This is a genomic window from Candidatus Pelagibacter sp. Uisw_137 (assembly GCF_047720245.1).
Lineage (GTDB): Bacteria > Pseudomonadota > Alphaproteobacteria > Pelagibacterales > Pelagibacteraceae > Pelagibacter.
In genome coordinates this window covers 928693-943317 of the sequence record NZ_CP159811.1, presented here as the reverse complement: position 1 = coordinate 943317, position 14625 = coordinate 928693, and the positions used below count along the sequence as shown (strand labels likewise).

Annotated in this window: 14 protein-coding genes and 1 riboswitch; of the genes, 9 read left to right on the top strand and 5 right to left on the bottom strand. The window is 29.4% G+C overall.

What is annotated here, in order from left to right:
• Window positions 1-35: 35 nt before the first annotated feature.
• Window positions 36-2147, bottom strand: coding sequence for a B12-binding domain-containing radical SAM protein (locus ABXT61_RS05120; RefSeq protein ID WP_415314718.1), 2112 nt, complete (start codon window positions 2145-2147; stop codon window positions 36-38).
• Window positions 2148-2290: 143 nt separating this feature from the next.
• On the opposite strand from ABXT61_RS05120, the gene ABXT61_RS05115 reads away from it, so the two are divergent.
• On the top strand, window positions 2291-3037 hold the full coding sequence (locus ABXT61_RS05115) for a racemase (protein WP_415314717.1): 747 nt from the start codon (window positions 2291-2293) through the stop codon (window positions 3035-3037).
• Here ABXT61_RS05115 and ABXT61_RS05110 read toward each other — a convergent pair.
• Genes ABXT61_RS05110 through ABXT61_RS05100 form a run of 3 tightly spaced genes read right to left on the bottom strand, consistent with a single transcriptional unit; the run spans window position 3034 to window position 4958 of the window.
• Window positions 3034-3648 (bottom strand): YjbE family putative metal transport protein, encoded by a 615-nt coding sequence (locus tag ABXT61_RS05110; RefSeq protein WP_415314716.1) that lies wholly within the window; start codon window positions 3646-3648, stop codon window positions 3034-3036. The genes ABXT61_RS05115 and ABXT61_RS05110 overlap by 4 nt on opposite strands.
• A 41-nt stretch (window positions 3649-3689) precedes the next feature.
• Window positions 3690-4181: a tetratricopeptide repeat protein gene (locus ABXT61_RS05105; RefSeq protein ID WP_415314714.1), complete on the bottom strand. Its 492-nt coding sequence runs from the start codon at window positions 4179-4181 to the stop codon at window positions 3690-3692.
• 3 nt (window positions 4182-4184) lie between these two features.
• Window positions 4185-4958, bottom strand: coding sequence for a 5-oxoprolinase subunit PxpA (locus ABXT61_RS05100; RefSeq protein WP_415314713.1), 774 nt, complete (start codon window positions 4956-4958; stop codon window positions 4185-4187).
• A gap of 27 nt (window positions 4959-4985) precedes the next feature.
• On the opposite strand from ABXT61_RS05100, the gene ABXT61_RS05095 reads away from it, so the two are divergent.
• From ABXT61_RS05095 to ABXT61_RS05060, 8 genes are all read left to right on the top strand, one after another.
• The gene (locus ABXT61_RS05095) at window positions 4986-5672 is read left to right on the top strand and encodes an allophanate hydrolase subunit 1 (RefSeq protein ID WP_415314712.1); all 687 of its coding nucleotides are present in this window, start codon (window positions 4986-4988) and stop codon (window positions 5670-5672) included.
• Window positions 5665-6618 (top strand): biotin-dependent carboxyltransferase family protein, encoded by a 954-nt coding sequence (locus ABXT61_RS05090; protein ID WP_415314711.1) that lies wholly within the window; start codon window positions 5665-5667, stop codon window positions 6616-6618. Before ABXT61_RS05095 ends, ABXT61_RS05090 begins: the two co-directional genes overlap by 8 nt.
• Window positions 6605-7486: a DMT family transporter gene (locus tag ABXT61_RS05085; RefSeq protein WP_415314709.1), complete on the top strand. Its 882-nt coding sequence runs from the start codon at window positions 6605-6607 to the stop codon at window positions 7484-7486. The genes ABXT61_RS05090 and ABXT61_RS05085 overlap by 14 nt, the downstream gene beginning before the upstream one ends.
• A 24-nt stretch (window positions 7487-7510) precedes the next feature.
• A riboswitch (glycine riboswitch) is annotated at window positions 7511-7600 on the top strand.
• Between the two features lie 77 nt (window positions 7601-7677).
• Window positions 7678-8784 carry a glycine cleavage system aminomethyltransferase GcvT gene (gcvT, locus tag ABXT61_RS05080; protein WP_415314707.1) on the top strand — a complete coding sequence of 369 codons (1107 nt, stop codon included), beginning with the start codon at window positions 7678-7680 and terminating at the stop codon, window positions 8782-8784.
• Complete coding sequence (gene gcvH / locus ABXT61_RS05075) at window positions 8781-9161, top strand: glycine cleavage system protein GcvH (protein WP_415314706.1); 381 nt, start codon at window positions 8781-8783, stop codon at window positions 9159-9161. The genes gcvT and gcvH overlap by 4 nt, the downstream gene beginning before the upstream one ends.
• Entirely contained in the window at window positions 9162-12020 is a 2859-nt protein-coding gene (gene gcvP, locus ABXT61_RS05070) for an aminomethyl-transferring glycine dehydrogenase (protein ID WP_415314705.1), read from the top strand.
• Between the two features lie 12 nt (window positions 12021-12032).
• Entirely contained in the window at window positions 12033-13277 is a 1245-nt protein-coding gene (locus tag ABXT61_RS05065; RefSeq protein WP_415314704.1) for an NAD(P)/FAD-dependent oxidoreductase, read from the top strand.
• Complete coding sequence (locus ABXT61_RS05060; RefSeq protein WP_415314703.1) at window positions 13270-14037, top strand: DUF1365 domain-containing protein; 768 nt, start codon at window positions 13270-13272, stop codon at window positions 14035-14037. The genes ABXT61_RS05065 and ABXT61_RS05060 overlap by 8 nt, the downstream gene beginning before the upstream one ends.
• A gap of 32 nt (window positions 14038-14069) precedes the next feature.
• Here ABXT61_RS05060 and ABXT61_RS05055 read toward each other — a convergent pair whose 3' ends face one another.
• Window positions 14070-14507 carry an Lrp/AsnC family transcriptional regulator gene (locus ABXT61_RS05055; RefSeq protein WP_415290883.1) on the bottom strand — a complete coding sequence of 146 codons (438 nt, stop codon included), beginning with the start codon at window positions 14505-14507 and terminating at the stop codon, window positions 14070-14072.
• Window positions 14508-14625 lie beyond the last annotated feature (118 nt).

Below are 14625 nucleotides of genomic sequence, written 5' to 3'. Positions count from 1 at the left end.
ATTTATATATTAGTAATTATTGATTTGGTGGGTAATTAATTACTTAGCGAGTATCTAGCTTGGTTTCTCTTAGTATCCATTTTATCTTTTACGTACGTTTCGTCAGTACCCACACTTCTTAACCAGTTTTCTGGTTTAATACGTACCACAATTTTTGAAAGAGCATTAATATCAGATCCATATCTTCTAAACATGTCTTGTTTTTCTTCTTTTTGTCTATCAGTTAGTTGAAAGAAATAGTCTATTTGAGAATTAGCCTTAAAATTACTCAAAGGCGTAGTTTCTGGAGCATCCAACCAAGACACAAAGTTATAATCACTTTTCATTTTTAAAGTTTCGTCTGTTGTATCTTCAAGAAATTTCCAAGTTTTATTTTTATGATAATTTGCTAATACATTTATCTCATGACCTTTAATTTTTAATTCTCCCTTAGAAAGATTCGAATTCTCTTTAGCTATACATTTTTTTAATACTTTTGTTAAATATTCCATCCACTCAGGCATTGCATGGACCAGATTAAGTGATTTATATTTGTACATTAAATTTCCACCAGCATCACCAGATACTAATTTTTTGTAGTTTTCATCTTTTTTATAAAATTTGACCATTTCTTCTTCAGAATCCCATAGCTCCTCTCTTGTTTCTCTATTAAAATCTTCAAATAGTTTAAGTATTGTTTTTGGAGCAGTTTGGATATTTTCTATGCACGCCAATATAAATTCTGATTTTTTTATGCTTTCAGATGAAGCATACTTGAAATATAATTCAAAAATTGAATTATTAAATATAACTTCTGTCATTAGTGCAAATCTTCTTAAGTATAGATAGTCTTCAAAAGCCATATCTTTATTTTCAATACAAACTTCTTCGTAATCAAAAATTTTTTCATCACCATACTCTCCACAGTTTAAAGGAATAATTCTATATTTTCCCTTCATATCAAATTTTGAACGATATCCAGGATCTTTAAATTCTGTACCGTAAAGCATCATAAGAGTGTAAACTGTTACTCTTTGAACACCTGAGTCAATAACTTCAAGAGCTCCTTTCAAAAAACTCTCTTTTGTTTCACCTGGAAGATTCATAATTAATTCTCCAGTTGTCGCCCTGCCAGCTTTTTTAAGATGTTTGTTGATTTCTGTAAAGTGATCAAGTTTAATATTTGATCTATTAATATTTTCTAAAACTTTATCATCCATTGATTGAGTTGACATTGAAACTGAAAAAAGATCACCTAAAACAGAGGTGATATCAATTATTCTTTCTTTGTTATTTTTTCCTGTAGAGCCACAAATTGAAGAAGGCCAATTATATTTTTCTCTCATTTCTATAATAATTTGGGTAACCTCACGATCACGAGGAAACATCCCAAAATTAACATCTGCTAAGTGCAAAATTGTATTTTTTTGTTCAGCAGCTCTCACTGCCATATATTCAAACTCTTCCCTGATTCTTTCCATTGAAAACATATGAACTTTTTGGAAGTAATCATTTCCAGTATGACAGAAAGAACATCTAAAAGGACAGCCACGATTAGTTTCAATAAATGGTGATAATCGACCGTCAAAAAACTCATCCAACATTCCATTAAGATAAGGTGAAGGAATATCGTCAAGAAATTTAATTCTTTCTTGAGATTTGGTGCCTTTAATTAAACCTTTTTCTTTATTTGGATGAATAAATACAGAGCCATTAATAGGTTCATCAAATAATTCTTGCTCATTATTTCTATCTTTTAAAACTCTATCTATAATATTTGAAAATGAGGCTTCACCTTCAAACATTACATGAAAGTTAGTGCTTGGTCTTTTTTTTAAAAATTCTAGTTGTAGTTCAGAGGCATGGGGAAAATTTGGTCCACCTTGTATGGTTATTATTTTTGGATTTATTGATTTTGCGATTTCAGCAACTCTTTCTGAAAGAAGACTGTTCCATGAATAGTTACTAAGAGCCAAAACATCAGGTGGATCCTTTTTAATTGCTTCAATTGCTTTTTCTGCATATTTAAAAAGAGAAAGTTCTATTTTATCGCCATGTATTTTTTTTGAGTAAGCTCCAATATATCCTATATTTAGAGGTATAGTATCCGAAACTAAAATAACAGTTTCGTGAGTTAGGTCACATAAGTAAATTTTTAGTGGGTTCATATTTAATAATATGTTTTTATTTTAATTAGGCCTCTAAATCAATATATATATATCTATAAATAATTATAAGAAAGTTATGAAATTATATAAAATAAAGCCTAAATTTCTTAATATATATTTAATCAAAATATTAAAGGTGTTTTATGAAATTAAATAAAGTTGAGCCAAAATTTATCTCTAAGTCCAACCCAAGAATTGGTCTTATAACTCTAGGTAGTGATTTTAGAATTGAAAAAGACTTTAATAATGTGATCTATGGAAAAGATATAGATCTCTATGTTAATCGGATACATTGTTACAATCCTCTAACCAATGAAACATTAGCCAAAATGGCAGATGACATTACTGATGTTACAAAAGAAATTTTGCCCAATCAAAAGATGGAATGTGTTGCGTATGGATGTACCTCAGGAACAGTTGCCGTAGGATATGAAGCAATAAGGTCAAAGATAAATTTAGCAAAACCAGATGCAAAAGTTACAACACCCATAACATCTACAATTAAAGCTTTAAAAAAATTTGATATAAAAAAGATATCTATTTTTACCCCTTATACAAAAACAATAAATGATTCTGTAGTTAATTATTTTAAAAAAGAAAATATTAGCGTTAATTCTTTAACATATTTTGATATTGCATCTGATTTGGATATTGGAAAAGTAGACGAAAATTATTTATTTGAAGTTTTATCCAAAATAGATCTAGAAGATAGTGGTGCATTATTTGTATCGTGTACTGGATTGCCAGTCTTATCAATTATTGATAAGCTTGAAAAAAAAATGAAAAAGATAATTTTATCAAGCAACCAAACATTAATTTGGGATGCTCTAAATTTGGTTGGAAATAAAAAGCCAGTACTTGGATACGGAAAAATTTTTGAAATTAATTAGAAATATCTTTTAAAAGTTTCATTAATTGATAAAACACCATAATCATTTAATCCCCCAATAATTAATTGAAGGGCAACTATTAAGATAAACCCTAAACCCAGATAAGCAATCCATAAATTCTTTTGAATATAATTAGCCAGATAGGTGGCTAAAGCACCAGTTAATACAACTGATAAAACAAGTCCAAATATCATAAAACCAAAATAACCTTTTGCAGCACCAACTACTCCAATAACATTATCAAAGCTTATCGTAATATCTGCAAACAAAACTTTATAAATACTCTTTGCAAAAGAAGGTTCCGTAGATTTTGTTACTGGTGATTTAATCTTATTTTTCATTTCAACTAAATCTTTTCTTAAATCGTTAACAATCCAAATCAAAAGAAAACCACCTAAAATTTTAATATAATAAAATTCAAATAAATAAGTAGCAAAAAGTGCAAAAATAACTTTAAAAACTAAAGCTCCAGCAACACCCCAGAGAATTATTTGCTTTCTATTTTTTGGTACAAAGTTAGCGGCAATTAATCCAATAATAATAGCGTTATCAGCAGCTAAGATGATATCTATAAAAATAATTTGGGTTAAAATTATGAATTCTTCGATCAAGATTTTTTTATAATATTAAATAATTATTTTTTATTCAATGTTTAATATTTAGACTGCTTTGTTCCATCGATAATTTCTTTTAATTCCTCGTATTCTTTACAATTACAAGTTTTTAAAACTTCTAATCTTTCTTTAGCCATACCAATTCTATTAGTAGCCACGTAAAGCTCACCAAGGTATTCATTTATTCCATTATGATTGGGCTCAATTTTTAGGCCTTGTAAGTAAAATTCTTCACCTCCCTCATAATCTCCAAGTTTTCTAGTAGTAAAACCTAAATAATTTAAAGTATTTGCCTGTAGTGGTTTTTGCTTATTAGATTTTAAAAGAAGCTTTTGTGCTTTTGTATATTTTTTTTGTGCTTTTTTAGTTTTTCCTTTTTTTTCATATTTTTTGGCAGCTTTAATTAAATTTTTTGCTTTTGTGTAGTCTGAAACTTTAGGAGTAGAATCGTTATCACTGCTACTTCCAGCTGAAAATGAATTATTAGTAAGTGCTATAATTATTAGTAAAGTATAAATAAGTTTTTTCATATTTTAATTAAATTTATCCATTTTATTTAAAGGTTTTAGTTCTAAGCCATTATCAACCAAATTATCTCTGATAGATTTTGCAGTTGCCAATGAGCCTTCATTATCACCATGTATACAAACCGAGTCAATCTCACAAGGTATCTGTTTACCACTGAGACAATTTATTGCCTGATTTTTAACCATGCTCAACACATGGTTTTTTGCTAATTCAGGGTCAGTGATTAAAGCGTTTGGTTTACTTCTAGAAATTAAATTTCCATTATCTTCATAATTTCTATCTGCAAAAATTTCACAAGCTATTTTCAAACCATTTTTCTTAGCAGCAACTTCCATTTGCGAACCGGTTGGTACCAGATAAATAATATCTTTATTAAGCTCTTTTATTGCCACTGCTAGAGTTGTGGCTAATTCCAGGTCTTCACAAGCCATGTTATTAAGAGCCCCATGTGGTTTAATATGAGTAACATTTTCATTATATTTTTGAGCAATTTTTTGTAATATTTCATATTGGTCGAAAATTAGTTTTTTTATTTCTAAGGAACTTAAATTCATTCTTTTTCTTCCAAAGTTTTCAGGGTCATTAAATGATGGATGGGCACCTAAACTAACACCATTTTTTTTTGAAATCTGAATAACTGTCTCCATTGTTTTTTCATCACCTGCATGGTAGCCACATGCAATGTTAGCAGAGTTTACAATATTAAGTAATTCTGGATCATTCTTGATAGAATGAAACTTAGATTTTTCTCCTAAATCACAATTGATATTAATTTCCATACTCTTTAGTCTGGAGTATAACATGACATGGTTAAAAATATATCAAATCTTGGTGATGCAGCAGTATATTGCGATTTTGGCTCAGAAGTTAATGAAGCAATAAATTCAAGCGTCATAGATTACTTTCACCATATATCAAAATTAATAAAAGATAAAAAGATCGAAGGAATAACTAACTTAACACCTTCTTATAATAAATTAATTGTTAGTTTTGATTTGACTGTAACCAACTATAAAAAAATTAAAAATTTTATAGAAGGCTTAACTATTAATAAAGATATTAAAAACAATAATCAAAAAATTAAGATTCCAGTCTGTTGTGACGATGAGTATGGATTAGATTTTTTAAGGCTAATTGAAAAATTGAATATAGATAAAGATAAAATATTAGAACTGTATTTTGGCAAAGAATATTTTTGTTATATGACTGGTTTTATTGCTGGAATGCCTTTTTTAGGAGATCTTAATGAAAATATTAGATGTGATCGATTAGAAACACCGAGGTTAAAGATGCCTAAAGGATCGGTAGGAATAACAGAACAATTTGCAAATATTTATACTTTTGAAAGCCCTGGCGGTTGGAATATTATTGGTAATACCCCAAAGAAAATTTTTGATGATAAAAATTTAGCTCAACCAGCCCTAGTTAATCCAGGTGATAAAGTAAGTTTTTACCAAATAACAAAAGAAGAATATTTAAATTGGAATGAATAAAACATATTTTGAGATTGTAAGGGCAGGAGTTAATACTACCATTCAAGACAAAGGTAGAAATCATTTATATCATATCGGTATTGCAGTAAGTGGAGCAATTGATCAAAGAAATTATACATTATCAAATAGACTAGTTGAAAATCAATTAGATGAGCCTGTATTAGAGTTTGCATACCAAGGCCCTCTTTTAAAGTTAAAGAATGGAAAAATTAATTTTGTAATATCTGGAGATATTTTTTTTAAGATTATTAGAAAGAATTTAGAGGTTGAAGATGGTGAGTGTTACAAAAGTTATATTTTAGATGAAGAGGATCAAATAGATATAATATCAACCAAAAATTCTACGTATGGATATTTAGCTGTTAATGGTGGCTTTGATCTAGAAAAAACCTGGGGCAGTTATTCCATAAATACTAAAGCAAATATTGGACCAAATAATGGAAAAAAATATTCAATAAACGATAAAATTTCTATTAAAAAAATTGATGTCAAAAGTGCAATAAACAAAAAAATAAATTATGATTATTCCACTGATAATATCATTAGAATTATTAAAGGTACAAATTTTGACTATTTTTCTAAGGATGCAATAGATAAATTTTTTAATGAAGATTTTTTAATCACAAACCTTGTTGATAGAATGGGAATAAGATTAAAAGGTCCAAAATTAGAAAATATAGAAAACACCAATATCAAATCAGAAGGCTTAGTAAGAGGAGTTATTCAGGTACCAGCTGATGGTAATCCAATAATAATGTTATCTGATCATGGAACAGTTGGAGGATATCCAAAGATTGGAGTAGTTATTACTGCTGATCTTGATTTAGTTGGGCAATTAACTCCTGGAACAAAAATAAACTTTAAGGAAGTAAGTCTTGAAGAAGCTCAGAATATATTTAAAGCATACACAGAAGATACAAATAAATATTTAAATGAATGTAATTAATAAAATTCCAGGTCCTATATTAGTTTTTATGGGAGCTTGCTGCTTAAGCTTTGGAGGCTTGATTGTTAAATCATTTGAAGGATCAACCTTATGGCAAATATTATTTTGGAGATCTTTATTTTTCTCGCTTACAGTCTTACTTTTTTTAGTAATTACTTATAAAAAAAAATTATTTAAAGCGTTTTATGATTTAGGTTTACCAGGACTTTTTGGTGGAGTTATTTTATCATTTGGTTTTTGTGGGTACGTCTTTGCGATGTATAATACAACAGTTGCCAATACTAATTTTATTATTTCGACACAAATACTCTTTTTAGCAATATTTGGTTATTTATTTTTAAAAGAAACAATTTCATCTATTACCTTAGCTTCAATTATTTTAGCAATTACGGGTGTTCTATTAATGGTAGGTAATTCTTTATCACCAGGAGAGATGTCTGGAAACTTAGCTGCTTTTAGCATGCCGATTACATTTGCAGTCTTAATTATAATTGTTAGAAAATTTCCTACAGTTGACATGGTGCCAGCTCAATTTATAGCTGGTGTGAGTTCATGCTTTATTGGATTTTTATTATCTGAGAAGCTTATGATTTCTTCACATGATATATTTTTAGGTTTTACAGCAGGTTTTTTCCAAGTAGGATTTGGTTTTATATTTATAACTATGGGTGCACGTAGCACACCATCTGCAATGGTTGGTATAATCATGTTATCTGAATCTGTGTTGGGGCCAATGTGGGCCTTTTTATTTGCAGCTGAACGACCTTCTTTATTTACTTTAATTGGAGGAGGAGTAATTCTTTTTGCTGTATTATTGCAATTTTACTCACTACTTTTTTCAAATAAAAAAGAAAAAATTATTAATTGACTCTGTTACATATCTGGTAGATTATTCTTATATACGGGAGAGACTACAAACAATCGTAGCGCCGAAGGAGCAACCACCCAGGAATCTCTCAGGCAAAAGGACCGTAACATATTAACTCTGGAAAGAGATTAAGTTCTCGCCGACGGAATAAAACTCTCAGGCAAACATACAGATGGGTACAGTGAGTTAATATGGATATTTTAAAAACCGCACTTTACAGTTTACATCAAAAGCATGGAGCCAAGTTTGTTCCATTTGCTGGGTATCAAATGCCAATTCAATATTCTAAAGGAATTATTGAGGAACACAAAAGTACAAGAGAAAATGCAGGTATTTTTGATGTGTCCCATATGGGTCAGCTATCCATTAAAGGAGATGACACACTAGCAAAAGATCTTGAAAAAATTTTTCCAACTGAATTGAGTAAAGCTAAATTAAATCAGTCAAAATATAGTTTTTTAATGAATGAAGAAGCAGGAATTTATGATGATTTAATTATCACAAAAGTTGAAGGTGGTTTTAACATTGTATTAAATGCTGCTTGTAAAAATACAGATTTTAAACTTTTATCTAAATTACTAGATAATAAATATGAAATGGTTTTAAGTGATGAGCTATCTCTTATAGCAATACAGGGACCAAAAGCAGTCCAAATATTAGAAAAGATAATCAATGGAGTTTCTGATTTAAAATTTATGAGTGGTAGTACATTTAATTATTTTAAAGAAAATATTTATATTACAAGATCTGGTTATACAGGTGAGGATGGATTTGAGATATCGATAAAAAATGAAGATGCAGAAGTGTTTGTACAAAAACTCATAAATGAAGGGGCTAGTTTAATTGGACTAGGTGCCAGAGATACTTTGAGATTAGAGGCGGGACTTTGTTTATATGGTCATGACATGGATATCAATAAAAGCCCAATAGAAGCGAATTTAAAATGGGCAATATCAAAAAATAGAATTCTTGAGGGTGGATTTATTGGATGTGAAAAAATTAAATCTCAAATTGAGAAAGGTGTAAGCAAGATCCGTGTAGGTATTAAGCCAGAGGGAAGAATTATAGCTCGAGAAAAAACTTCAATATTTAGTGAAGATGATAAAAATATTGGGGAAATTACAAGTGGAACTTTTGGTCCGAGTGTTCAGGCTCCAGTTGCAATGGGTTATGTAGAAAATTCATTTTCTAAAATTGATACTAAGGTTTTTTTAGAAGTGAGAGGAAAAAAATATCCGGCAATTATAAGTAATTTGCCATTTTATAAAAAAAGTTATGTGAAAGGAGTCAGTAAATGAGTGAAGTAAAATATTCAAAAGAACACGAGTGGATAAAATTAGAAGGTGATACTGCTGTTGTAGGAATTACACAACATGCAACCGAAATGCTAGGAGACATTGTTTTTGTAGAGTTACCAGAGATAGGTTCCTCAGTTGTTAAAGATGGTAATGCTGGTGTTGTAGAATCTACAAAAGCTGCAAGTGATATTTACACTCCTGTATCTGGAGAAATTATCGAAAACAACCAAGCAATTGTTGATGATCCTGCAAAGGTTAATAATGATCCAGAAAATGAAGCATGGTTTTTTAAATTAAAAATTACTGATAAGTCTGAAATGGTTTCATTAATGAATAAAGAAGAATACGAAAAATTTTCAAAAGAAAGTGGTAGTTAAATGTTAAAAAATGCTCAAAAAGATTTTATACAAAGACATATAGGTCCATCTGTTGATGAACAAAATGTTATGCTTAAAGAATTAGACTATCAAAGTCTTGATGATTTAATAAAAGACACTGTACCAGAAAAAATCCTTCTTAAAGATGATTTAGATATTGGAGATCCAAACTCTGAATATAAGGCTCTTAGAAAATTAAAAGATATAGCTAAAAAAAATAAAGTTTATTCTAGCTTTATAGGAATGGGTTATTATGGAACTTATACACCATATGTAATACTTAGAAATATTTTAGAAAATCCAGGATGGTACACTTCTTATACTCCTTATCAGCCAGAAGTAGCACAAGGTAGATTGGAAATGTTATTAAATTTTCAACAAATGATAATTGACTTTACAGGAATGGATATTGCTAATGCCTCTCTTTTAGATGAAGGAACAGCAGCAGCAGAAGCTATGGGATTAAGCTATAGAATATCTAAGTCTGAATCTAAAAAAGTTTTTGTTTCAAAAAATTGTCACCCTCAAACTATAGATGTTATTAAAACAAGAGCTGAACCTTTAGGTTTAGAAATAATAGTTGGTGACGAAGATAAAGATATTAAAGAAGATATTATATGTGGTATTATTCAATACCCTGGCACCCTTGGAGATATAAAAGACCCAAGTGAGGCTATTAGTAAAATACATAAACATAATGGAAAAGCAGTCCTTGCATGTGATTTGTTAGCACTTGCTAAACTAAAAACACCTGCTGAGTTAGGTGCTGATATTGCAGTTGGTAGTTCACAACGTTTTGGAATTCCAATGGGTTATGGTGGTCCACACGCAGCATTTTTTGCTACAAAAGATGAGTATAAAAGATCAATGCCAGGTAGAATAGTAGGTGTTTCAGTAGATAAGCATGGAAAAAAAGCATACAGACTTGCCCTTCAAACAAGAGAGCAACATATAAGAAGAGATAAAGCCACGAGTAATATTTGTACTGCACAAGCATTATTAGCAATAGTCTCTGCAGCTTATGCTGTCTATCACGGTCCACAAGGTATTAAAAAGATTGCAGAAAGTGTTTCTCAACTGACTAAAAATTTTGCAGATAAACTAAAACAATCTGGTTATGAGCTTTATTCAGATGATTTTTTTGATACGGTAACAATAAAAACTCTAGATAAAACAGAGAAGATATACAAAAATGCTTTAGATCAAGGAGTAAATATCAGAAAAGTGAATTCTGAAATGTTAGCAGTGTCTTTTGATGAAAGAAAAAATCTTTATAGAGCAAATCAGTTATTAAAAATTTTTAATTGTTCAGAAACAATTAAAGAATCTATGAATGAGAGTTTATCTAATATTCCTAAAAATTTATTAAGAACTTCAACTTATTTAGATCATCCTGTTTTTAATAGTTATCATTCAGAAACTGAAATGCTTAGATATCTAAAAAAATTAGAAGACTCTGACATTGCCTTAAATAAATCTATGATTGCTTTAGGATCTTGTACCATGAAACTTAATGCAGTTTCAGAAATGATACCAGTAACCTGGAAAGAGTTTTCACAGCCACATCCTTTTTCTCCTGTAGAGCAAATGGATGGTTACAGGGAGTTATTCACTGATTTAAAAAACTGGTTAAGATCAATTACTGGATTTTCTGGAGTTTCATTACAACCAAATGCTGGAGCTCAAGGAGAGTTTGCTGGTCTAATGGTAATTCGTAAATATCATGAAAAAAATGGTGAAACAAATCGTAATGTTTGTTTAATTCCAAGTTCTGCACATGGAACTAATCCAGCAAGTGCTCAAATGGTTGGTATGAAAGTAGTTGTAGTGAAATGTGATCAACATGGAAACGTAGACTATGAAGATCTAAAAAATAAAGCTGAAGAACATTCAGAAAATTTAGCTGCTCTTATGGTTACTTATCCATCAACGCATGGTGTATTTGAGGAAAAAATAACTGACATTTGTGAATTAATCCATAATCATGGTGGACAGGTTTATATGGATGGAGCAAACTTAAATGCGTTAGTCGGAATTGCAAAACCAGGAAATTTTGGACCAGATGTTTGTCACATAAATTTACACAAAACATTTTGTATACCCCATGGAGGCGGTGGACCAGGTATGGGACCAATAGCATGTAAAAAACATTTAGAAGTATTTTTACCAAAGCATTCCGTTATAAAAGATTGTGGACCTGCGACTGGGATGGGAGCAGTATCTGCAGCACCTTGGGGTAGCTCAAGTATTTTATCAATTTCATGGATGTATATAAAAATGATGGGCTCTGAAGGTTTAAGAAAAGCATCACAAGTTGCAATATTAAATGCAAATTACATTGCACATAAATTAAAAGACTCATTTCCAATTTTGTATAAGGGTAAAAGTGGCAATGTAGCCCATGAATGTATCATTGATATTAGAACAATAAAAAGTGAAACGGGGATTTCAGAAGAAGATATTGCAAAGCGATTGATTGATTTTGGGTATCATGCTCCAACAATGTCTTGGCCTGTTGCAGGTACAATGATGATTGAACCTACGGAAAGTGAAAGTTTGAGTGAAATCGATAAGTTTTGCTCAACTCTTATAAAGATAAAAAATGAGATAGATAAAATTCAGTCTGGTGAATATGACAAGACTGACAATCCATTGAAGAATGCGCCACATACTCACGTTGAATTAACATCAAATAAGTGGGATCATAAGTACGAAAGAGAAGAGGCCGCTTATCCTTCAGAGTTTTTAAGAACAAATAAATATTGGCCTCCAGTTGGTAGAGTAGATAATGTTTATGGAGATAAAAACTTGTTTTGCACATGTCCATCTATGGAAGAGTACGAAGATACAGCAGCTTAGATTTTTACCAAGATGAAAATTGCTGTAGTGGGTGCGGGCATATCAGGATTGAGTGCCGCTTATTATCTATCAAAAAAACATAAAGTAGATTTGTTTGAAAAAGAAAATCAGTTTGGTGGCCATGCAAATACAATAAAGGTTGCTTATAAACCTAATAACGAAATTCCAATAGATATTGGATTTATGGTTTTTAATAAGCAAACATATCCAAATTTAATTAATTTTTTTTTAGAAAATAAAATAGAGATTGAAAAAAGTGATATGTCATTTTCTGTTACTGTAGAAAATAGTGGCTTAGAATATTGTGGAAAAGGATTAGGTGGAATTTTTTCCAATAAAAAAAACTTATTTAATCTAAAATTCATAAAAATGTTTTTTGAAATTTTAAGTTTTTATAAAAACTGTGAAAAAATAGAAATTAAAAAAATTAAATCAATAACATTAGGAGAATATTTAAAAGAAATAAAAATTTCAGATTATTTTATTAATTATCATATTATACCAATGGTATCTGCAATATGGTCGATGCCACCATATGAGGCAACACAAATGCCATTATCTTTTTTTTTAAGTTTTTTCAAGAATCATGGGCTGTTTAAAATTAAAGATAGACCTCAGTGGTTTACGGTTGCAAACAGAAGTAAAACTTATGTTGATAAAATAATTACTCAAGTTAGTGGTGAACATTTTAAGAATTACAATATAAATAAGATTACCAGAAATGATTTAGGTGTTAAGATTTTTTATGGAGAAGAAAATGAGTTCTTTGATTATGATAAAGTTGTAATAGCAACCCATGCAGATGAAGCGTTAAAAATAATTGACAATCCAACTCTAGATGAGGAGTCAATATTGAAAAAATTTAAATATAGAGCTAACACTGCAGTAATACATTTTGATGAAAGTATTATGCCTAAAAATAAAAAAGCATGGTGTGCTTGGAACTCTTCAATGGATTCAGCTAATAATGAAAAGACAGCTGTAACATATTGGATAAATCAGCTTCAAAATTTAAAGATAGATAGAGATATTTTTTTAACAATAAATACATTTAAAGAAATTCCAAATAATAAGATATTTAAAAAGGTAGCATTTACTCACCCTTATTACGATACAGAAGCATTAACTAATCAAAGTAATCTACACAAAATTCAAAATAAAAAAAATATTTTATTTTGTGGCAGTTATTTTGGTTATGGTTTTCATGAGGATGGAATAAAGTCGTCTATTGATATGCTAAAAACACTTAATGATTAAAAATTCTTATATTTATACAGGAAATGTAATTCATAAAAGGTATAAACCCAAAATTCATAGCTTCAATTACAGAGTATTTTCACTACTTATAGATTTATCAGAAATAAACCTATTGCACAAAACCTTAAAGATATTCTCATATAATAAATTAAATATTATTAGTTTCTTTGATAAGGACCATGGAGCAAGAGATGGAAGCTCTCTTAAGGACTGGGTTTTAGTTAATCTCAAAAGAAATAATATTGATACTGATGATGTTCAAATTAAACTTTTATGTTATCCAAGGATATTTGGGTATGTGTTTAATCCGTTAAGTGTTTTTTATGTGTATGACAAAAATTCAGATTTAATATCTATTTTATATGAAGTTAAGAACACATTTGGTGAACAGCATGTTTATGTTTTTAAGACTGAAAAAGACCAAAATTTGATTCAACATGTGTGTAAGAAAAAATTTCATGTATCTCCATTTATTGAAATGAATTGTATTTATTTTTTTAGACTTTTAAAACCTGGTAATAAAATATCTGTAATAATTGACTTGAATGATCCAGTTGGAAAAATATTATATGCTTCACAAGATGGTATTAAAAGCGAATTAAATAATTACAACCTTATGAAAGCTTATTTAAGACATCCATTGATGACATTTAAGATTATTATTGCAATACATTTTGAGGCATTTAAACTATGGACAAAAGGAATTAAATTTATAAAAAAAAAAATTAAAGTTAAAAACAATATTTCTATTGAAAATTAATATGAATTACTAAATTAAGGATATTTTATGGACTATTCTTTTACACTTTCCATGGAAACAAACGTAGAAGTAGATGCAACATTAGGTAATGAGGATATTTTTTCAGATAATAATAAACGATATGTGTTTATATTGTTAGTTCTAACTTTTAATAAATAATCAAAGTTTCCTGCAATCATATGGCATTGCTCAACGGCTTCTAATTTTCTTACCTCAGAATTAAATTGATCTAGTGCTTTAGCTCGCGTATCTGATAAAGAAATTTGAACAAAGGCTATGTGTGCCTTTTCTAACTTTTTAAAATTTATATGAGCATGATAGCCAAGAATGTATTCTTGTTGTTCTAATTTTTTGATTCTACTTTGGCATGGTGAAATTGATAGGTTAACAGCTTTTGCTAGCTCACTAAGTGTAGTTTGTGCATTTTTTGCCAGTAGTGAGATTAACTGTTTATCTATTTTATCTATCATAGTAAAATTTACCAATAATTATAAATACACCATATTATTTACTATTTCAAATATATTTATAAGCAATTAATTCTGCTATTTTCATTAATACAGTAATTATTTTTAGTCATTTTAGTCT

Excerpts from the sequence above, each read along its gene's own strand:
- ABXT61_RS05100 (WP_415314713.1), bottom strand. The coding sequence starts at position 4,958 with ATGGAAATTAATATCAATTGTGATTTAGGAGAAAAATCTAAGTTTCAT.
- ABXT61_RS05095 (WP_415314712.1), top strand. The coding sequence starts at position 4,986 with ATGGTTAAAAATATATCAAATCTTGGTGATGCAGCAGTATATTGCGAT.
- gcvP (WP_415314705.1), top strand. The coding sequence starts at position 9,162 with ATGTTAAAAAATGCTCAAAAAGATTTTATACAAAGACATATAGGTCCA.
- gcvH (WP_415314706.1), top strand. The coding sequence starts at position 8,781 with ATGAGTGAAGTAAAATATTCAAAAGAACACGAGTGGATAAAATTAGAA.
- ABXT61_RS05120 (WP_415314718.1), bottom strand. The coding sequence starts at position 2,147 with ATGAACCCACTAAAAATTTACTTATGTGACCTAACTCACGAAACTGTT.
- ABXT61_RS05085 (WP_415314709.1), top strand. The coding sequence starts at position 6,605 with ATGAATGTAATTAATAAAATTCCAGGTCCTATATTAGTTTTTATGGGA.
- ABXT61_RS05060 (WP_415314703.1), top strand. The coding sequence starts at position 13,270 with ATGATTAAAAATTCTTATATTTATACAGGAAATGTAATTCATAAAAGG.
- ABXT61_RS05090 (WP_415314711.1), top strand. The coding sequence starts at position 5,665 with ATGAATAAAACATATTTTGAGATTGTAAGGGCAGGAGTTAATACTACC.
- ABXT61_RS05065 (WP_415314704.1), top strand. The coding sequence starts at position 12,033 with ATGAAAATTGCTGTAGTGGGTGCGGGCATATCAGGATTGAGTGCCGCT.
- ABXT61_RS05115 (WP_415314717.1), top strand. The coding sequence starts at position 2,291 with ATGAAATTAAATAAAGTTGAGCCAAAATTTATCTCTAAGTCCAACCCA.
- gcvT (WP_415314707.1), top strand. The coding sequence starts at position 7,678 with ATGGATATTTTAAAAACCGCACTTTACAGTTTACATCAAAAGCATGGA.
- ABXT61_RS05055 (WP_415290883.1), bottom strand. The coding sequence starts at position 14,507 with ATGATAGATAAAATAGATAAACAGTTAATCTCACTACTGGCAAAAAAT.
- ABXT61_RS05105 (WP_415314714.1), bottom strand. The coding sequence starts at position 4,181 with ATGAAAAAACTTATTTATACTTTACTAATAATTATAGCACTTACTAAT.